17 protein-coding genes are annotated in these 18,454 nt (G+C 73.0%); 13 read left to right on the plus strand and 4 right to left on the minus strand.

Translation table 11 applies throughout. From position 1 onward, the window contains the following. The first annotated feature begins 128 nt into the window (after positions 1-128). The 4 genes from SSQG_RS19635 to SSQG_RS19650 all read left to right on the plus strand — a co-directional run bounded on the left by SSQG_RS19635 (position 129) and on the right by SSQG_RS19650 (position 4,383). The gene (locus SSQG_RS19635) at positions 129-1,400 is read left to right on the plus strand and encodes a sensor histidine kinase (protein WP_244299180.1); all 1,272 of its coding nucleotides are present in this window, start codon (positions 129-131) and stop codon (positions 1,398-1,400) included. A 12-nt stretch (positions 1,401-1,412) separates the two neighbouring features. Next, entirely contained in the window at positions 1,413-2,072 is a 660-nt protein-coding gene (locus tag SSQG_RS19640; RefSeq protein WP_208865718.1) for a response regulator transcription factor, read from the plus strand. Positions 2,073-2,170: 98 nt separating this feature from the next. Continuing rightward, the gene (locus SSQG_RS19645) at positions 2,171-2,866 is read left to right on the plus strand and encodes a ScbR family autoregulator-binding transcription factor (RefSeq protein WP_003991558.1); all 696 of its coding nucleotides are present in this window, start codon (positions 2,171-2,173) and stop codon (positions 2,864-2,866) included. A 176-nt stretch (positions 2,867-3,042) separates the two neighbouring features. Further along, positions 3,043-4,383 (plus strand): cytochrome P450 family protein, encoded by a 1,341-nt coding sequence (locus tag SSQG_RS19650; RefSeq protein WP_003991559.1) that lies wholly within the window; start codon positions 3,043-3,045, stop codon positions 4,381-4,383. Here the strand turns inward: SSQG_RS19650 and SSQG_RS19655 are convergent. Together SSQG_RS19655 and SSQG_RS19660 are read right to left on the minus strand one after the other, a co-directional pair. Next, complete coding sequence (locus tag SSQG_RS19655; RefSeq protein ID WP_039933165.1) at positions 4,328-5,305, minus strand: NAD-dependent epimerase/dehydratase family protein; 978 nt, start codon at positions 5,303-5,305, stop codon at positions 4,328-4,330. The two genes, SSQG_RS19650 and SSQG_RS19655, sit on opposite strands and share 56 nt — an antisense overlap. Then, positions 5,302-6,246 carry a ScbA/BarX family gamma-butyrolactone biosynthesis protein gene (locus SSQG_RS19660; RefSeq protein ID WP_003991561.1) on the minus strand — a complete coding sequence of 315 codons (945 nt, stop codon included), beginning with the start codon at positions 6,244-6,246 and terminating at the stop codon, positions 5,302-5,304. The genes SSQG_RS19655 and SSQG_RS19660 overlap by 4 nt, the downstream gene beginning before the upstream one ends. 265 nt (positions 6,247-6,511) lie before the next feature. Here SSQG_RS19660 and SSQG_RS19665 point away from each other — a divergent pair, with 265 nt between their 5' ends. The 4 genes from SSQG_RS19665 to SSQG_RS19680 all read left to right on the plus strand — a co-directional run bounded on the left by SSQG_RS19665 (position 6,512) and on the right by SSQG_RS19680 (position 10,167). Next, on the plus strand, positions 6,512-7,204 hold the full coding sequence (locus SSQG_RS19665; RefSeq protein WP_003991562.1) for a ScbR family autoregulator-binding transcription factor: 693 nt from the start codon (positions 6,512-6,514) through the stop codon (positions 7,202-7,204). Between the two features lie 179 nt (positions 7,205-7,383). Beyond that, a complete protein-coding gene (locus SSQG_RS19670) occupies positions 7,384-8,817 on the plus strand; it encodes a DUF2252 domain-containing protein (protein WP_039935205.1) in 1,434 nt (477 codons plus the stop codon). Positions 8,818-8,956: 139 nt separating this feature from the next. Then, entirely contained in the window at positions 8,957-9,772 is an 816-nt protein-coding gene (locus SSQG_RS19675; RefSeq protein WP_003991564.1) for a hypothetical protein, read from the plus strand. 65 nt (positions 9,773-9,837) lie between these two features. Beyond that, positions 9,838-10,167 carry a rhodanese-like domain-containing protein gene (locus SSQG_RS19680; protein ID WP_003991565.1) on the plus strand — a complete coding sequence of 110 codons (330 nt, stop codon included), beginning with the start codon at positions 9,838-9,840 and terminating at the stop codon, positions 10,165-10,167. A gap of 19 nt (positions 10,168-10,186) precedes the next feature. Here SSQG_RS19680 and SSQG_RS19685 read toward each other — a convergent pair whose 3' ends face one another. After that, a complete protein-coding gene (locus tag SSQG_RS19685; protein ID WP_003991566.1) occupies positions 10,187-11,320 on the minus strand; it encodes an acyl-CoA dehydrogenase family protein in 1,134 nt (377 codons plus the stop codon). Between the two features lie 290 nt (positions 11,321-11,610). On the opposite strand from SSQG_RS19685, the gene SSQG_RS19690 reads away from it, so the two are divergent. Genes SSQG_RS19690 through SSQG_RS19700 form a run of 3 tightly spaced genes read left to right on the plus strand, consistent with a single transcriptional unit; the run spans position 11,611 to position 14,428 of the window. Next, positions 11,611-12,477 (plus strand): DUF5819 family protein, encoded by an 867-nt coding sequence (locus SSQG_RS19690; RefSeq protein ID WP_003991567.1) that lies wholly within the window; start codon positions 11,611-11,613, stop codon positions 12,475-12,477. After that, positions 12,474-13,685 carry an HTTM domain-containing protein gene (locus SSQG_RS19695; RefSeq protein ID WP_039935206.1) on the plus strand — a complete coding sequence of 404 codons (1,212 nt, stop codon included), beginning with the start codon at positions 12,474-12,476 and terminating at the stop codon, positions 13,683-13,685. Before SSQG_RS19690 ends, SSQG_RS19695 begins: the two co-directional genes overlap by 4 nt. Further along, positions 13,682-14,428 (plus strand): TrmH family RNA methyltransferase, encoded by a 747-nt coding sequence (locus SSQG_RS19700; protein ID WP_003991569.1) that lies wholly within the window; start codon positions 13,682-13,684, stop codon positions 14,426-14,428. Before SSQG_RS19695 ends, SSQG_RS19700 begins: the two co-directional genes overlap by 4 nt. Before the next feature lie 69 nt (positions 14,429-14,497). Here SSQG_RS19700 and paaN read toward each other — a convergent pair whose 3' ends face one another. Next, on the minus strand, positions 14,498-16,189 hold the full coding sequence (gene paaN, locus SSQG_RS19705) for a phenylacetic acid degradation protein PaaN (protein WP_003991570.1): 1,692 nt from the start codon (positions 16,187-16,189) through the stop codon (positions 14,498-14,500). A gap of 160 nt (positions 16,190-16,349) precedes the next feature. Here paaN and SSQG_RS19710 point away from each other — a divergent pair, with 160 nt between their 5' ends. Together SSQG_RS19710 and SSQG_RS19715 are read left to right on the plus strand one after the other, a co-directional pair. Then, entirely contained in the window at positions 16,350-17,867 is a 1,518-nt protein-coding gene (locus SSQG_RS19710) for a 3-hydroxyacyl-CoA dehydrogenase (protein WP_003991571.1), read from the plus strand. Further along, on the plus strand, positions 17,864-18,454 hold the full coding sequence (locus tag SSQG_RS19715; protein ID WP_003991572.1) for a TetR/AcrR family transcriptional regulator: 591 nt from the start codon (positions 17,864-17,866) through the stop codon (positions 18,452-18,454). The genes SSQG_RS19710 and SSQG_RS19715 overlap by 4 nt, the downstream gene beginning before the upstream one ends.

Below are 18,454 nucleotides of genomic sequence, written 5' to 3' on the forward strand. Positions count from 1 at the left end.
CACGAAACCGGGCGGGGGCGGGCCGGCGCAGTGCGGCGGGGCCTAGACCTGGGGTAGGGCCAGGCCTACCCCAGGGCCTCCCTCTGGGCCCATGGCCGGGGCCGCGAGGGGCTTCTACGGTGATCCGCATGCACCCTCCCAACGTGTGGCGGGCCATGGCCCGGCCCGGCTATCTGCTGTCGGCGTGGCCCTGGCGGTCGGCCGGTTACCTGCTCACCGGCGTGGTGACCGGTGTCGTCGTGCTGGTGGGGATCGTGACGTCCGCGGCGGCCGGCGCGGTGCTCGCTCCGGCGCTGGTGGGGTTGCCGTTGCTGCTGGGGACGGCTCTGGCGGGCATTCCGGTGGCGGCGCTGGAGCGGCTCAGGCTGCGGCTGGTGGACCCGGGCCCGGCGCCCGACCCGCATGAGAGTCCCGGGGAACCGGGGCTGAGGGCCTGGTTGTCGACGCGGCTGCGGGAACGGGCCACCTGGCGTGAGTTCGGCCATGCCCTGCTGTTCGCGGGAGTGTTGTGGCCGGTGGACGCCCTCGCGCTCGCCTTCTTCCTGCTGGGCCCCTCGACCGTGGTCGCGACCCCGTTGGTCGTGGCCACCGCCGGTGAGGCGAAGGTGCTCAAGGTGTGGCTGGTCTCCGGTTGGCCGGCGGCCTTCGGCTTCGCCGTCCTCGGGCTGGCCCTGCTGGTTCTGGGCGCCTACCTGCTGGGCGTCGCGGCCGGTGCCCGGGCCGGTCTGGCGCGGCTGCTGGTCGCCTCGCGGGAGGCCGACCTGGGGGCCAGGGTGGCAGAACTGGCCCGTTCCCGGGTGCGGTTGGTGGACGCCTTCGAGGCGGAGCGGCGGCGCATCGAGCGCGATCTGCACGACGGGGCCCAGCAGCGGCTCGTCGCCCTGACGATGACGCTCGGCCTGGCCCGGCTGGACGCCCCGCCCGGCCCGCTGGCCGACCAGCTCGACAAGGCGCACGCTCAGGCCGGCACGGCCCTCGCGGAATTGCGCGAGCTCATCCACGGCATTCACCCCAGGGTCCTCGCCGACTACGGCCTCGAAGCCGCCGTCGCCGACGCTGCCGACCGCTCGGCCGTGCCCGTGGACGTAGGCCTGGAGCTGCCCGGACGGCTGCCCCAGGCCGTCGAGGCCGCCGCGTACTTCGTGGTGTGCGAGGCGCTCGCCAACGTGGGCCGGCACAGCGGGGCGAGCCGGGCGGAGGTGAGCGGCGGGCACCGCGACGGCCGGCTGGTCCTGCGGATCCGCGACGACGGGTGCGGTGGCGCCCGGGCCGGGGAGGGCAGCGGACTGACCGGACTCGCCGACCGGGTGTCGGTGCTCGATGGCAGACTCTCCCTGTCCAGCCCGCCCGGCGGACCGACCCTGCTGTGTGTGGAGATCCCCTGTGACCCTGCGAGTTGAGCGGCTGTGACGCTGCGAGTCGACCGGCCGCTGCGTGTGGTCCTGGCCGAGGACAGCGTGCTGTTGCGGGACGGCCTGGTCGGGCTGCTCGGCCGCTGCGGACACGAGGTCGTCGCGGCCGTCGGGGACGCCGAGGCGCTGGTCACGGCCGTCGGGGAGCACGACCCCGACGTGGTCGTGACGGACGTGCGGATGCCGCCCGGCTTCCAGGACGAGGGCCTGCACGCTGCCGTGCGCCTGCGCGGGGAGCGGCCCGCGCTGCCCGTCCTGGTCCTCAGCCAGTACGTGCAGCGCCGCTACGCCGCCGAACTGCTGGACTCCGGTGACGGCACGGGCGTCGGCTACCTGCTCAAGGACCGTGTCGGCCAGGTCGAGGAGTTCATCGAGGCGCTCGGCGAGGTCGCCGACGGCGGCACGGTCGTCGACCCCGAGGTCGTACGGCAGTTGCTGCGTCGCCGCCGCGACCCGCTGGAGCGGCTCACCCCGCGCGAGCGGGAGGTGCTGGCGCTGATCGCGGAGGGCAGGTCCAACAGCTCCATCGCCCGCGAACTGGTCGTGTCCGAAGCGGCCGTGGGCAAGCACGTCTCCGGCATCCTCACCAAGCTGGACCTGCCGCCGGCGGACGGGACGCACCGCCGGGTGCTGGCCGTGCTGGCGTATCTGCGGGCCTGAGGCCGGCCCCAACGTGCCGCGCCCGCCCACGCGTTGTGGAAAAACCACCGAGTTGGTTTCATTGCGTCGCCCATCAGAGCCGTGCAGGGGAGCCACGGGTGACCAAACAGGACCGGGCCGTCCGGACCCGTCTCGCGCTGATCCGGTCGGCCGCCGAGCACTTCGAGGCACGCGGATACGTCCGGGCCAGCCTGGCGGAGATCAGCGCGGGAGCCGGAGTCAGCGCCGGCGCGCTGCACTTCCACTTCGTGAACAAGGCCGCCGTGGCCGAGGCCGTCGAGCACGTCGCCGCCCGCGCCCTGCGCCGTGCCGCGGCCCGGGGCCGCGGCGGCGACGGGTGCGCGTTGCAGCGCCTGGTGGACGTCACCCACCACGTCGGCCGGCTGCTGCGCGCCGACGTCGTGGTGCGCGCGGGGCTGCGGCTCAACGCCGAGGCGGTCGCCGGGCGGGTGCGTGACCTGCGCCGGGAGTGGCGGGAGTGCGTGCATGAACTGCTGGCCGAGGCGGAGCGGAAGGGCGAACTCGCCGCCGGGGTGCCGCCGCACCGCGGCATCGCCGTCGTCCTCGCCGCCACGACCGGCATCGAGGTGCTGTCCCGGGACGACCACGGCTGGCTCGGGCGGCACTCGCTGACCGACCTGTGGCACCTGCTCCTGCCGTGCGTGGCCGCACCGCACGTGGCCGTCGCCCTGGACCCGGCGGGGAGCGGGCGGCACCTCGTGGAACCGGACGCCGACGCGGACACGGACGCGCCGCAGGGGGACACCAACCGGGCAGGGCTCGCGCTGCGGTAGCGGCGTCGCGGCCCCGCCCGGCCGCCCCGCCACCTCGCCGCTGCGCCCCGCTCCCCGCCCCTCACCGACACGCCCACAGCGTTAAGCCATGGGCAAAACAAACCGGTTGCCAAGTTTTCTCGTCGCTCCCATCGGACGATGGTTCCCCCTGCCTCTGGTTCAAGGAGCGATGTGTCATGGCACAGCAGGCCTGCCCCTTCCTGACGATCGAGCCGTCCGGCCAGGACCTGTACGGCGAGATATCCCGGATCCGCGACCAGGGCCCGGCCGTCGAGATCGAACTCCCCGGCGGCGTACGGGCGTGGTGGATCAACGGCCTGGAGCTGAACAAGCGGCTCCTGGCCGGTCCCGAGACGAGCAAGGACGCCTTCCAGCACTGGCCGGCCTGGATCAACGGGGACATCTCCCGCACCTGGCCGCTCGCGATCTGGGTCTCGGTGCGCAACATGGTCACCGCCTACGGATCCGACCACAGCCGGCTGCGCAAGCCGATGGCCGCCGCCTTCACCAAGCGCCGCGTCGACGCGCTGCTCCCCCGCGTCCAGGAGATCGTCGACCGGGCGCTGGACGACCTGGAGCGGATCCCCGCCGGCGAAGTCGTCGACCTGCGGGCGGCGTTCGCGGCGCCGGTGCCGCACGAGGTGGTGTGCGAACTCTTCGGCGTACCGCGCGGCGAGGACGGCCCGCGCAGGGCCCTCTACCGGATCATCGACAGCTTCTTCGACACGGCGATATCCCTGGAGGACGCCCAGGCCAACGCCGTCGACCTGTACGGCACGCTGACCGCGTTCCTCCAGGACAAGCGCGAGCACCCGGCCGACGACCTGACGACCGCCCTCATCGCCGCCCGCGACGAAGGGAGCCTCAGCGAACAGGAGTTGATGGACAACCTGATCCTGCTGCTCACCGCGGGTTTCGAGACGACCGTCAACCTCATCGACAACACGGTGCACAGCCTGCTGGCCCACCCCGACCAGCTCGAACTCGTCCGCTCCGGGCGGGTGACCTGGGAGGACGCCATCGAGGAGTCGCTGCGCTTCGAGGCACCCGGCGCCATGTCGGGCCTGCGCTACGCCGTGCAGGACATCGAGATCGAGCCGGGGCTGACGATCCCGAAGGGCGACCCGCTCGTGGTGTCCTTCGCCGGCGCGGGACGCGACCCCGAGCGGCACGGCCCGGACGCCGAGCGGTTCGACGTCACCCGCGCCACCAGCCGCGACCACGTGTCCTTCGGCCACGGCGTGCACCACTGCCTGGGCCGGCCACTGGCCATGGCCGAGGCCACGGCGGCCCTGACGTCCCTCTTCGACCGTTTCCCCCGGCTGGCCCTGGCCGACCCGGCCCGGCCGCCGAAGCGGCTGCGGTCCATCATCTCGACGGGGCACCAGGAACTGCCCGTGCTGCTGCACGGCCGCAACCCGGGCCCGGACCTGGGTCCGCGTGCGGAGGAGGCCGGAGCGATCAGGAAGCTGAGCGAGCTGCGAGGAACGAGCGGTACCAAGGTGCCGCGCGCGTGAACCCGGCGGCGAAACCGTCGCCGGGCGAGCAGTCGAGGACCTTCCAGAAGGCGTCGTCCACGAACCAGTGGTCGACCGTGAGCATGCCCAGGTGATGCAGGGCGAACGGTGTCCCGGCGGCCCGGTCCAGAGCGGTGGCGACATCCACCGCCGCACCGCCGCCGGGCTCCTCCACCTGCGCGCACACCGCACCGAGCAGCTCCGCCGCCCCGACCGGCTCGGGGTGGTTGACGTGGTGCACCCCGCCGTCGAGCGCCGGCGACAGGGCCGCGGCCACCACCGCACGACCCAGGGTGCCGACGTCGATCATCGACTGGAGTGCCGCGCAGCCGGTCAGGGTCGCCGACAGCTCGCGCAGCAGCCGCACCAGTCCGGGGACGACCCAGCGGTCGCCCTCGCCGTACACGAGGTGCGGGCGCAGCACCAGGCCGCCGGCGTCGAGGACGTGCCGTTCGGCGGCGGCCCGGGTGCGGCTGGTGGCCGACGCGGGCGCGACCGGCACCTCCCCGGGGCGTACGCCGCGGAAGGGGCCCCGGCCGTACACCGCGGCCGTGCTCACGTACACGATCCGGCTCACTCCGGCGCGGACGGCCTCCTCGACCAGGGCGCGGGTGCCCAGGTCGTTGACGGCCTCGACGGTCCCGGCGTCGCCGTCGATCCGCGTGGCGCAGTGCACCAGGACGTCGGTGTCCGCGCAGACACCGCGCAGGGACGGGGGGTTGAGGAGATCGCCGTGGACCACTTCGCCGTGGCCGGGTTCGCCGCGGAAGGGGTCGCCCTGGACCGGTTCGCCGGGGGCCGCTCCCTGGTGCGTCCGGCGGGACAAGTGTCGTACCCGGACGTCCGGTCGCCCCTGTGCGACGGCCGCCACCCGGCTGCCGACGAAGCCGCTTCCGCCCGTGATCAGAACGTTGACCGTCACGACAGGGACCGTACCCGGGCCGGCTGCGCGCAGGTCAGCGTGGCGCTGAAGACGGACTTGCCCTCCTGCCGTCCCTCGACCCGGACGGTGACCTGCCCCGGCTCCTCGTCGAGGACCTGCGTCTGGATCCAGCACGGGGTGTCCAGCTCGGCGTACCGGGCGAAGGTGGCCGTCATCGCGCGGGGCAGGAAGGGGTGCCGGCCGGAGGCGGCGGTCGCGGCCTGGCGGGCCGCCTCGAACAGGACCATGCCGGGCACGTGGTCGTTGGGCCGGGGGAAGAGCACCGGATGGCCGGTGTCGACGCGCAGCCGCCAGACGCCCGGCCGGCCGGCGGGTGCGAGGACGACGTCCTCGGCGCGAGCCCGGCCCGCGACCTCCGGGGCGATGCCCGGCGGCAGCGGGAGGTGAGTGACCGGGGCGGTCAGCCGCTGTGCCCGCAGACGGCGGTAGGCGAGCGGGGAGGTGCAGGCGGTGCTGCCCGTGCCGCGGGCCACGAGGCGTCCCGCCCGGCGGAACTCCATGGTGGTGCGCATGCTGTGCAGGCCCCGGCCCCGGCGGCGGATCTCCGAGCACACGACGTCGATCTCGACCGGCTCGGCGGCGTCCGACAGCAGGAGCGCGGACGGGTCGGTGAAGACGGTCAGGTCGTACATGACGAAATGGGTGTCGTCGGGGGCGCCGAACTCGGCGTGCGCGAGCACCATCGAGGCCTGCCGCAACGTTTCGCCCACGATCATCGGATCCTGGTGGCGGTCGTCCACGGGGTGGAAGAAGGTGTGGACGGCAGGCCAGTGGGCGGTGAAGCGGAAGCGGGTCTCGGAGATTCGGCACCACCGGGTGGGGAAGACGTCCGTGTCGACGGTGCGGTGGGCCAGCTCTTTGGTGACCGGGGTGGAGTCGGGGGGTTCTATGTCGGGGGGTTCGATGGGATCGATGACCACGGGGTATGGCGCGTTCTCGACGGCCGCAGGCGTTTCGTTTGCCGGACCGGCCCAGTGTCCGGTCTGATCGTCCAAGGGTGCGCTTAAAGGTCCTGACTGCTGCATGAGAACCCCCAGGATCGGCTGCCTGGCTGAGGTCGGCGTTTGACTAAGATACGGACTAGCCGGTTTTTTTCAAAGGGTGGGCCACACCGCTGGAAACGGCCTCTCGCGCCCCCGCTGCACAGCGGTTTCACAGGGATCGACGGAGATCAGGAGGCATGCGATGGCGCGACAGGAGCGCGCGATCCGCACCCGGCGGACCATCCTGGAGGCGGCCGCGGCCGTCTTCGACGAACGTGGCTACACCTCGGCGACCATCGGGGAGATCCTGGACCGGGCCGGGGTCACCAAGGGCGCGCTGTACTTCCATTTCGGCTCCAAGGAGGAGCTCGCGGTGGGGGTGTTCGAGGAGCAGCTCTCGATCGCGCTCCCGCCGCAGTCCAGCAAACTCCAGGAACTCGTCGACTCCGGGCTGGTGCTGGCCCGCCGGCTCCGGTCCGAACCGCTGGTGCGCGCCAGCGTGGGACTCGCCCTCGACCAGGGGGCCATGGACCTCGACCGCACCATGGCCTTCGGCATGTGGTTCGACCAGAACGTGCAGCGGCTCGCCGAGGCGAAGGCCCAGGGCGAACTGCTGCCGCACGTCGACGTGGCGGAGACGGCGGAGCTGCTGGTCGGCAGCTTCTCGGGGGTGCAGCTGCTGTCCCAGCTGCGCTGCCAGCGGCAGGATCTGGAGCGCCGTGTCGTCGTGCTGTTCGAACACTTCCTGCCGAGCATCGCCGTCCCCGCGGTCCTGGCCCGTCTCGACATCTCGGCGGAGCGGGCGGAGCGGGTGCTGGCGGAGGGGCGGGAACAGGTGGGTGCCGTGCCGGCGCAGGCCTCGCCGGGGGCGGTGCGGGCTTCCTCGGCGACATAGGGGCCGGTGACGGCAGAGGGCGGCGGGCAGGGCGGAACCGGCCTCGACGTCCTCGGGTCGGCTCCCGCACGAGTTGTCCACAGTCGTGGAGTTTTCCCCAGGGTGTGACGCGTTTGGGCCGCCGGTTGTACGGTCGGCATGAGTTGCTGTTCGTGTGCGTGCGGGGGAAGGCGGTCGGTATGACCAGGGCTGGAGCAGAGGGCGGGACCGGGGCGCAGGACGGGACGAGGCGTCGGCTGCCCCGGGTGCGAGGCTTCGCCGAATGGCCGCCCGAGGGCTCACCCAAGGACGAGGGCAAGGCCCTGCGCAAGCGGATCCCCCGCGGCGCGCACGCCACGCTCGACCTGCACGCGTCCCGGCCCGACGCGGTGAGCGCGGTCGAGGAGTCGAACCGCGGCAGGCTCCCCGAGCTCACCGCGATCCGGGTCGGCCGCATGGCCGCCACACCGTTCGCCTTCCTGCGCGGCGCGGCGGGCCTCATGGCGTACGACCTGGCGCACACCCCCATGACCCGGATACGGGCGCAGATCTGCGGCGACGCGCACGCGGCCAACTTCGGCCTGTACGGCGACCCGCGTGGCGGACTCGTCATCGATCTGAACGACTTCGACGAGACGGTGCGGGGCCCCTGGGAGTGGGACCTCAAGCGCCTCGTGGCCTCCCTGGTGCTCGCGGGCCGGGAGGCCGGTGCCGACGAGGACCGGTGCCGCAAGGCGGCCCAGGACGCGGTGGGCGCCTACCGCCGCACCATGCGGCTGCTGGCGAAGCTCTCGGTGCTGGACGCGTGGAACGCCATCGCGGACGAGGAACTCGTCTCCCACACGGACGCCCACGACCTGGTCGGCACGCTGGAGCGGATCTCCGAGAAGGCCCGCCGCAACACCAGCGGCCGCTTCGCGGCCAAGTCGACGGAGGCCACCGAGGACGGCGGGCGCCGCTTCGTCGACGCCCCGCCGGTGCTGCGGCGGGTCCCGGACGCGGAGGCCGCGGCGGTGGCGGCGTCCCTGGAGGAGTACGTCGGCACGCTGTCCGAGGACCGCCTGCCGCTGCTCGCCCGGCACGCGGTGCATGACGTGGCGTTCCGGGTCGTGGGCACCGGCAGCGTCGGCACCCGGTCCTACGTCGTCCTGCTGCTGGACCACCGGGGTGAGCCGCTGGTGCTCCAGGTGAAGGAGGCGCGGCCGTCGGCACTGGTGCCGCATCTGGTGACGGCCGGTTTCGAAGCGCCGCAGGCCGAGCACGCGGGCCGGCGGGTCGTGCTCGGCCAGAAGCGGATGCAGGTCGTCAGCGACATACTGCTCGGCTGGACGACGGTCGACGGACGCCCCTTCCAGGTCCGCCAGTTCCGCAACCGCAAGGGCAGCGTCGACCCGGCCGCTCTCGCCGCCGACCAGATGGACGACTACGGCCGCATGACCGGCGCGTTGCTGGCCCGCGCCCACTCCCACAGCGTCGATCCGCGGCTCGTCGCGGGGTACTGCGGGAAGAGCGATGAGCTGGACGAGGCGATGGCGGGGTTCGCCTTGGCCTACGCGGATCGGACCGAGGCGGACCATTCCGACCTGGTCACGGCGGTCCGGGAGGGTCGGATCGCGGCGGAGATGGGTGTCTGAGCCTGCTGCGGGCATCAGCCGCGGGCGGCGCCCCGCTGCGCCGGGGTCGCGCAACGTGCGGGCTGCGACGGGGCCGGGCGCGCCGGGTGGCAGGAGCACGGGCACCGGCACTCACGCGACCGTGACCTAGGCTGGTCGGGTGACGACCCCGGAAGCTGAGCAGGATGGTGGCGACGCCGCCCGGCCCGAGGCACGCCTGGAGCGCGCCGTACGGGCCGCCGAGCAGGCGCTGATCGAGTACGAGATCGCGGTGGAGACCTTCCGCGTCGAGATCGAGAACTTCTCCCGCCTGCACGAACAGAAGCTCGGCCCGCTCTACGCCCGGCTGGAGGAGTTGGACGCCCGGATCCTCGAGGCCCGGGCGGCCCGCAGCGGCGACCCCGACGACCGGCGCCGGGCGGAAGAGGCCCGGGCCCGCCTCGCACCGATCCCCGGCGTCGAGGAGCTGCTGCACGGCTGGATGGACGACAGCGGCCTGTTCCCGGAGTCCGTGGCGATGCTCACGGACCAGGCGGTCCGGCCACCGCGGCGGGTCCGCCCCAGCGAGGAGGCCCGCAAGCTCTACCGCGACCTCGCCCGCAAGGCCCACCCCGACCTGGCCCAGGAGGAGAAGGAACGCGCGCGGCGCGAGGAGTTCATCACCCGGGTGAACGCCGCCTACGCCCGGGGCGACGAGGCGGAGCTGCGCGAGCTCGCCGAGGAGTGGGCCGCGGGGCCCGAGCTGAAGTGGGGCCCGAGCCGCGCCGAGGAGCTCTACGCCCGGCTCGAATGGCTCGCCCAGCGCAAGGAGCTGCTCGCCCTGCTCGCCAAGGAGCTGGAGGAGAGCGCCATAGGCCACATGCTCCAGCTGGCCCCGGACGACCCGGACGGTCTCCTGGACGAGATCGGGCAGCAGCTGCGCACCCAGGTCACCGAGCGCGAGAACGAGCTGGCCGGGCTGCTCACGGAGGGCTGAGCCGCGTCCCGTCCGGCCCGCGGGCCGGTTCGGGTAGCGTCGGGCGCATGAGTTTTGGAGCTGGTGTGCCCACGGTCGCGGTCGCGGACCTCAAGGACGGCGACTTCCTGCTGGACGTCCGCGAGGACGACGAATGGAAGGCGGGTCACGCCGAGGGGGCGCTGCACATCCCCCTCAGTGATTTCGTCGCCCGCTACGGCGAGCTGACCGAGGCCGCCCCGCAGGACGGCCGGGTCCATGTCATCTGCCGCTCCGGCGGCCGTTCCGCCCAGGTCACGATGTACCTGGCCCAGCAGGGCATCGACGCCGTGAACGTCGACGGCGGCATGCAGGTGTGGGAGGCGGCGGGCCGCGCCGTGGTGACGGACGACGGTCAGCCGGGGTTCGTGCTGTAGCGGCGGTTCGCCGCACCCTTCAGGCCGGCGGGTGGGCCGCCAGCAGGTCGCCCAGGGCCTCCTCGTGTGCCGCCGCCGGGCCGAGCGACAGCTCCAGGTGCTTGGCCCAGGCGTGGTAGCGGTGCAGGGGATAGTCGACGTCGGCGCCGAACCCGCCGTGCAGATGCTGCGCGGTCTGTACGACCCGTCGTACGCCCTCCGCCGCCCAGATCTTGGCGACGGCGACGTCACCGGTGGCGGGCAGCGCGCCCGGGGCCCCCGAGGCGAGCCGCCAGGCGGCCTGCCACAGGGTGGCCTCCATCGCGCGCAGGTCGATGTAGCGGTCGGCGGCCTGCACGGCGACGGCCTGGAAGGTGGCGATCGGGAAGCCGAACTGCTCCCGCTCGCCCGTGTACTCCCCGGTCATCCGCAGCACCCGCTCTCCCAGCCCGAGCGCCAGCGCGCAGGTGCCGGTGGCCAGCAGGTCCCGCAGCCACTCCCACGCGCCGTCGGCGTCGATCACGTCCCGGGCCGCGAGCCGCGTCGACTGAAGCCGCAGTTCGCCGAGCCGCTCGCCGCTGGTGGAGAACTGCTCGGCGAGGTCCACCCCCTGGTGCCCGCGCGGGACCAGGGCCAGCAGGGTCCGGCCGGACCCCGTGTGCGCGGGGACGACCGTGACGTCCGCGTCGTAGGCCCAGGGCACCGCTGTCTGCACTCCGTCCAGCACCCAGGTGCCGCCGTCCTGCCGTGCGGTCACGGCGAGCTCGGCCGGGTCGTGGCCGGTGCGGCCGTGCGCGGCGACGGTCAGCACGAGCTCGCCCCGGCCGGCCGGGGCCAGCAGGGCCACCCTGGCCTCCTCGCCGCCGTGGGCCTGTATCACCGCGGCGGCAGCGCTGCTCTCCAGCAGCGGCACCCTGGCCAGCACCTTCGCCGACTCCCGCAGCACCAGGCAGAGGGCGATGGCGTCCAGGCCCGCCCCGCCGTAGCGCGCGTCCAGCAGCAGGCTGAGCAGGTCCGCGTCGGCGAGCCTGGCCCACAGGGCGCGGTCGCAGGAGTCGGCGACGGCGCCCCGGGTGAGGGCCGGGCTGGGCACGGCGTCCGGCGCGACCCCGGCGAACACGCCCTTCGCCGCCTCGGCCGCCGCCTGCTGCTCCTCGGTGAAGGTGAAGTCCACGGTGGCTGTCCTTCCGGCCGGTCCCGTTGAGCTGACGGGCCGCAAGATAGAACAGGTTCTAGAAGAAGGGAATGGGCGTGCGGCGGGCGCCGTAGGGTGTCACTCCTGTGCCGCTTCCGCGGTGTGGCGACGGCCACGGCGGGGACCGGCGGGCAGGGGCTGTGCCGGGGTGGGCGGCCTGAGTACCGTTCCCGTGCCGACGCCGCGCAGCGGTTGCGCGGGCGGTACGACGCCCTCGCGGCCGGCCGGGCGGACGGAACGACGGACCGGGATCGGGGAACGGGGCGGAATTGGACGCGTACGACGAGGGCGCGAACGCCCGGCACGGGCCGGACGAGCCGGTCGGGCGGAGCGCGCCGGCCGACCAGGTCCTGTCCGTCGCCGCGTCGGCCGAGCCTCTCGACCAGGGCCCGCCTCTCGACCAGGGCTTGCCTCCCGACCAGGGCTTGCCTCCCGACCAGGGTCCGCCTCTCGACCAGGGCCCGCCCGTGGACCCCCGCTCGGGCATAGCCGCGCTCTCCCTCCCCGGTCAGATCGTCGTCGTCCTGGCCCTCGCGGTCGTCGCGGTCGGGGTTTGTGTGCACCTCGGGATGACCTTCCTGCACGTCGCGCCGACGAACACCGTCACCAGGGAGCACGGCAAGGCCGTGGACGACTGGATCTACCCGGAGTTCGAGCAGAACTGGAAGCTCTTCGCGCCCAACCCGCTCCAGCAGAACATCTCCATCCAGGCGCGCGCCGAGGTCCGGGACGGGGAGGGCGGGACGGTGACCACCGGCTGGTACGACCTGTCCGCCGAGGACGGCCGGGCCATCGACGGCAATCTGCTGCCCAGCCACACCCAGCAGAACGAGCTGCGCCGCGCCTGGGACTTCTTCCTCGCGACGCACGACACCGAGAACCGTCCGGTGGGCCTGCGCGGCTCGCTCTCCGAGACGTATCTGCGCCGGATCGTGGAGCTGCGTCTCGACCGCGACGACGCGGTGCGGGCCGCGACCGGGGGCGGCGGCGCCGTCGAGCGCGTCCAGGTCCGGTCGCGCACCAGCAACGTGCCCCCGCCGGAATGGAGCCGGGAGAAGGTCTCCACGACACCGTCCTACCGCGAGCTGCCGTGGTGGCCGGTGCCGGCGGCCGGGGCCGGGGGAGGCGCGCGGTGAACCGCTTCTCCCTGGCCGTCTCGCGCGGCATAGCCCGCGTCACCGAGGCCGCCCTCGGCCCCTACCAGACCGCCGTGATCCGTATCGGTTTCAGCGCGACCTGGCTGCTGTTCCTGCTGCGCGAGCTCCCTCACCGCAGCGAGCTCTACGGCCCCGACGGGCCCTGGAGCTGGGGTCTCGCCGAGCAGCTGATCAGGGCCAACGAGGCCTTCACCGTCCTGATGTGGTCGGACGGCCGGATCTGGTTCGAGATCGTCTACGCGCTCGCGATCCTCTCCAGTGCCCTGCTGCTGCTGGGCTGGCGCACCCGCACCATGTCGGTGGTGTTCATGGTCGGTGTGCTGTCCCTGCAGAACCGCAGCGTCTTCGTGGGCGACGGCGGCGACAACGTGCTGCACCTGATGTCGGTCTACCTGGTGTTCACGCGCTGCGCCCAGGTGTGGTCGCTGGACGCCCGGCGGGCCGCCCGCGCCCGGGCGGCACGCGAGCGGGGCGAGCGCGTCACCGACCGGACCGGCCCTGCCCTGTGGTGCGTGTCCGGGTTCGTGCTGATCGCGGTCACCCTGGCCGGGCGGATGGAGGGCGACTGGCTCATACCGGCGCTGCTGTGGACGGTGTGGGCGGCACAGGCCCTGTGGTGGCTGGCCGGCCGCCGGGCGACGTCCGGTGAGCCGCGGATCCTGCTCGACGTCGTCGCCGGCATCGTGCACAACGGTGCCCTGCTCGTGATCATGGCCGAGGCGTGCCTGATCTACGCGACGGCCGGCTGGTACAAGATCCAGGGCTCCCGCTGGCAGGACGGCACCGCGGTCTACTATCCGCTCCACCTGGAGTACTTCTCGCCCTGGCCGGCCCTCGCCGACCTGCTGTCCGCGAGCGGCACGCTCGTGATGCTCGTGACCTACGGAACGGTCCTCGTGCAGGTCGCCTTCCCGTTCACGCTGTTCAACCGGCGGGTGAAGAACGTCCTGCTGGCACTCATGATCACCGAGCACGCCGTGATCGCCGTCGTGCTCGGCCTGCCGTTCTTCTCGCTGGCGATGATCGCGGCGGACGCGGTGTTCCTGCCGACGTCCTTCCTGCGCCGCCTGGGCGGCTGGGCGTCCCGCGCGCGTGACCGCCTCCTCCGCCGCGGCGGGCGCACGCCGGTCCCCGAGCAGCACGCCCCCGAGAGCCCCGAGACCACGCACGTAGGCTTCGGGACATGACCGACCCCGTCCCCGTCTGGCACCGGCTCGCCGGCAGCACCGTCCTGCTCGACGGCTTCCACGCCCTCAAGCACGCCGTGCGGTTCGGCGCCGAGGTGCCGGTGGCGGTCACCGCCGACCGGGCGGCCACGCTCGCCCTCGCCGACGAACTGGCCCCGGACGTCCGGGACGCGCTGGCCGACCTGCTGACGGAGGTGCCGCACGAGACGTACACGTCGTTCGTGCCGCGCCCGCATCCCACGGCGGTGGCGGCCCTGGCGGTACGGCCGTCCCGCGAGTCCCACCTCGCACGGCTCGCGCACACCCCGCGTACGGCCCCGGTCGTGGTCCTCGACAACCCGCGCAACCTCGGCAACGCGGGGGCGGTGATCCGCCTGGCCGCCGGTTTCGGCGCGACCGGCGTGGTGACGACGGGCACGGTCGACCCCTGGCACCCGACGGTCGTACGCGGCGGGGCGGGCCTGCACTTCGCGACGGCGGTGGAACGGCTGGAGGTCGCCGACCTGCCGGCCGGCCCACTGTTCGCCCTCGACCCGGAGGGCGACGACATCCGGTCCACCAAGCTCCCGGACGACGCCGTCCTCGCCTTCGGCTCAGAACGCACGGGCCTGTCGCCGGAACTCCGCGCCCGCGCGGACCACCTGCTGTCCCTCCCGATGCGCCCGCAGGTCAGCAGCTACAACCTCGCGACCAGTGTGGCCATGACCCTGTACCACTGGAGCTGCGGTGGGTTCGAGTTGTAGGGGCGCGGGGAACCGCGCGACAAGCCAGAACGCACCGGCAACCGCGCCGTCACCGCGCCCCCCGAGCCCTTAGGCCTCCCTGCGCACCTCGACCACCCGGAACCGGTTGGCCACAAACGCCCCGTCACACAACGCCGCACTCGCCGCAGGGTTCCCCCCAGACCCGTGGAAGTCGGAGAACGCGGCCGTCTGGTTCACATACACCCCACCGGTCAGATTCAGCGACAACTGCGCCGCCTCCTCCAGACAGGCCTCCTGCACGTCCCGCTCGACCTCCGGGTCGGTCGTGTACGCCCCGACGGTCATCGCACCCTTCTCCCGCACGGTGCGCCGCAGCAGCTCCACCGCGTCGGACGCCGAGTCGACGGCGACGGCGAAGGACACGGGCCCGAAGCACTCGCTCATGTACGCGGCCTCGTCGTCCGGCTTGGCCCCGTCCAGCTTCACGATCACCGGCGTACGCACGACAGCGCCCGGGAAGTCCGGGTTGGTGATCTCACGGGAGGCCAGGGCGACCTCGCCCAGCCCCGCCGCGGCCTCCAGCCGCGCCTTCACGTCCGGGTTGACGATCGCACCCAGCAGCGCGTTCGCCCGCGCGTCGTCGCCCAGCAGCCCGTCCACCGACTTGGCGAGGTCCGCGACCACCTCGTCGTAGGACTTGGGCCCCTGGTCCGTCGAGATGCCCTCCCGGGGGATCAGCAGGTTCTGCGGCGTCGTGCACATCTGGCCGCTGTACAGGGACAGCGAGAACGCCAGGTTGGAGAGCATGCCCTTGTAGTCGGACGTGGAGTGGACGACGACCGTGTTGACGCCGGCCTTCTCCGTGTACACCTGGGCCTGGCGGGCGTTGGCCTCCAGCCAGTCGCCGAACTCGGTCGAGCCCGTGTAGTCGATGATCCGGATCTCCGGGCGTGTCGCGAGGGTCTTGGCGATGCCCTCGCCGGGGCGCTCGGCGGCCAGCGCGATCAGGTTCGGGTCGAAGCCCGTCTCGGCGAGCACCTCGCGCGCGACCCGGACGGTGAGCGCGAGCGGCAGCACCGCGCGCGGGTGGGGCTTGACCAGGACCGCGTTGCCGGTGGCGAGGGAGGCGAACAGGCCCGGGTAGCCGTTCCACGTCGGGAAGGTGTTGCAGCCGATCATCAGGGCGATACCGCGCGGGACCGGCGTGAACTGCTTGTTCATCGCCAGCGGGTCGCGCTTGCCCTGCGGCTTGGTCCACTCCGCGTTGTCGGGCGTGCGCACCTGCTCCACGTACGCGTACGCCACCGCCTCCAGGCCGCGGTCCTGCGCGTGCGGTCCGCCCGCCTGGAACGCCATCATGAACGCCTGGCCGGAGGTGTGCATGACCGCGTGCGCGAACTCGTGCGTCCGGTCGCTGATGCGCTTGAGGATCTCGAGGCAGACCACCGCGCGCTGCTCCGCGCCCGCGTCCCGCCAGGCCCGCTGTCCGGCCTTCATGGCGGGCAGCAGCACGTCGAGGTCCGCGTGCGGGTACGTGACGCCCAGCTCCACGCCGTACGGGGACGTCTCGCCGCCCACCCAGTCGTCCGTGCCCGGCTGGCCGAGGTCGAGGCGGGTGCCGAGCAGCGCGTCGAAGGCGGCCTTGCCCGCCGCCGCGTCCAGGCTGCCGTTCTCCCCGTAGGCCTTGGGGTGCTCGGGGTGCGGGGACCAGTACGCGCGCGTGCGGATCGCTTCCAGCGCCTGGTCGAGGGTGGACCGGTGCCGGGCGATCAGCTCGTGCGCCGAGAGTGCGGCGGTCATGGGTGACCAACTCCTCGTATCGAGAACTCTTCGTCGAGTTCAGGACCTGGGCAGAACCCTGGGCAGGAACGGACGGACAGAGCTAGAGTAACCGAACGATCGGTCGGTTCAAGGGGGTCCGCCGCATCTGTGGAAAACCCCGTGCGGGAGGATCGCGCACATGACAGCACTCGACCTCAGCAGCCCCGTGGCCGTCGTCGGCACCGGCACCATGGGCCAGGGCATCGCCCAGGTCGCGCTGGTCGCGGGCCACCCCGTACGGCTGTACGACACCGCCCCCGGGCGGGCTCGGCAGGCCGCCGACGCGATCGGGGCCCGCCTCGACCGGCTCGTCGAGAAGGAGCGGCTCACCGGCGCCGACCGGGACGCCGCCCGCGCCCGGCTGCTGCCCGCCGAGACCCTCGCCGAGCTCGCCGACTGCGCCCTGGTCGTCGAGGCGGTCCTGGAGCGGCTGGACGTCAAGCAGGAGCTGTTCCGCGAGCTGGAGGGCATCGTCGACGACGACTGCCTGCTCGCCACCAACACCTCCTCCCTGTCCGTCACCGCCGTCGGCGGCGCCCTGCGCGCCCCCGGCCGCTTCGTCGGCCTGCACTTCTTCAACCCCGCGCCGCTGCTGCCGCTGGTCGAGGTCGTCTCCGGGTTCGCCACCGACGTCACGTCGGCCACGCGCGCGTACGAGACCGCCCGAGCCTGGGGCAAGACGCCGGTCGCCTGCGCGGACACCCCCGGCTTCATCGTCAACCGCATCGCCCGGCCCTTCTACGCCGAGGCCTTCGCGGTGTACGAGGCGCAGGGTGCCGACCCGGCCACCATCGACGCCGTGCTGCGCGAGTCGGGCGGCTTCCGGATGGGCGCGTTCGAGCTGACCGACCTGATCGGCCAGGACGTCAACGAGTCCGTCACACGGTCGGTCTGGCAGTCGTTCTTCCAGGACGTGCGCTTCACGCCGTCCCTCGCCCAGCGGCGCCTGGTCGAGTCCGGCCGCCTCGGCCGCAAGACCGGCCACGGCTGGTACGACCACCAGGACGGCGCCGAGCGGCCCGAGCCGGACACCGCCGAGAAGCGGCAGCCGCCCGCGTACGTCGTCGCCGAGGGCGACCTGGGTCCGGCATCCGACCTGCTCGCGCTGATCCGCGAGGCCGGCATCCCGGTCCGCGACGAGGACGAGGACAACGGCACCCGCCTGGTGCTGCCCAGCGGCGGACAGCTCGTCCTCACGGACGGGCAGACCTCCGTGGAGTTCCGGGACGTCGTCTACTTCGACCTCGCCCTGGACTACCGCAAGGCCACCCGGATCGCCCTGTCCGCCTCCCAGGACACCTCACAGCAGACCCTCGCCGAGGCCACCGGCCTCTTCCAGGCGCTCGGCAAGGACGTCAGCGTCATCGGCGACGTCCCCGGCATGATCGTCGCCCGCACGGTCGCGCGGATCATCGACCTGGCGCACGACGCCGTCGCCAAGGGCGTGGCCACCGAGGAGGACATCGACACCGCGATGCGTCTGGGTGTCAACTACCCCCTGGGCCCGTTCGAGTGGAGCCGCCGGCTCGGCCGCTACTGGTCCTACGCGCTCCTGGACGACCTGCACGTGCGCGACCCCTCGGGGCGCTACGCGCCGTCCCTCGCGCTGTACCGCCACGCCCACGCCTCCGACAAGCGGGAGGGCACCGCCTCATGACCACCGCCAAGCGCGACACCTACACCCCGGACACGCTGCTGTCCGTCGCCGTCCAGGTGTTCAACGAGCGCGGCTACGACGGCACCTCCATGGAGCACCTCTCCAAGGCCGCGGGCATCTCCAAATCGTCGATCTACCACCACGTCGCCGGCAAGGAGGAGCTGCTGCGGCGGGCCGTGAGCCGGGCCCTGGACGGCCTCTTCGGGATCCTCGAGGAGGAGCACGCGCGCGTGGGGAGCGCCGCCGAGCGCCTGGAGTACGTCGTGCGGCGCATGGTCGAGGTGCTCATAGCCGAGCTGCCCTACGTGACCCTCCTGCTGCGGGTGCGCGGCAACACCGACACCGAGCGCTGGGCCCTGGACCGGCGCCGCGACTTCGACCACCGGGTGGCCGAGCTGCTGAAGGCGGCGACCGTGGACGGCGACGTGCGCGGGGACATCGAGGGGCGGCTGGTGACCCGGCTGGTCTTCGGGATGATCAACTCGATCGTGGAGTGGTACCGGCCGGACGTGCGCGGCATGAGCGAACGCGAGGTGGCCGACGCGGTGGTGCAGCTGGCGTTCGGAGGGCTCCGCAAGGGCGCCTGA

This window comes from Streptomyces viridochromogenes DSM 40736 (assembly GCF_000158955.1).
Taxonomy (GTDB): Bacteria; Actinomycetota; Actinomycetes; order Streptomycetales; family Streptomycetaceae; genus Streptomyces; species Streptomyces venetus.

Coding starts and splice junctions, on each gene's coding strand:
- SSQG_RS19635 (WP_244299180.1), top strand. CDS start 129: ATGCACCCTCCCAACGTGTGGCGGGCCATGGCCCGGCCCGGCTATCTG.
- SSQG_RS19650 (WP_003991559.1), top strand. CDS start 3,043: ATGGCACAGCAGGCCTGCCCCTTCCTGACGATCGAGCCGTCCGGCCAG.
- SSQG_RS19665 (WP_003991562.1), top strand. CDS start 6,512: ATGGCGCGACAGGAGCGCGCGATCCGCACCCGGCGGACCATCCTGGAG.
- SSQG_RS19670 (WP_039935205.1), top strand. CDS start 7,384: ATGACCAGGGCTGGAGCAGAGGGCGGGACCGGGGCGCAGGACGGGACG.
- SSQG_RS19700 (WP_003991569.1), top strand. CDS start 13,682: ATGACCGACCCCGTCCCCGTCTGGCACCGGCTCGCCGGCAGCACCGTC.
- paaN (WP_003991570.1), bottom strand. CDS start 16,189: ATGACCGCCGCACTCTCGGCGCACGAGCTGATCGCCCGGCACCGGTCC.
- SSQG_RS19710 (WP_003991571.1), top strand. CDS start 16,350: ATGACAGCACTCGACCTCAGCAGCCCCGTGGCCGTCGTCGGCACCGGC.
- SSQG_RS19715 (WP_003991572.1), top strand. CDS start 17,864: ATGACCACCGCCAAGCGCGACACCTACACCCCGGACACGCTGCTGTCC.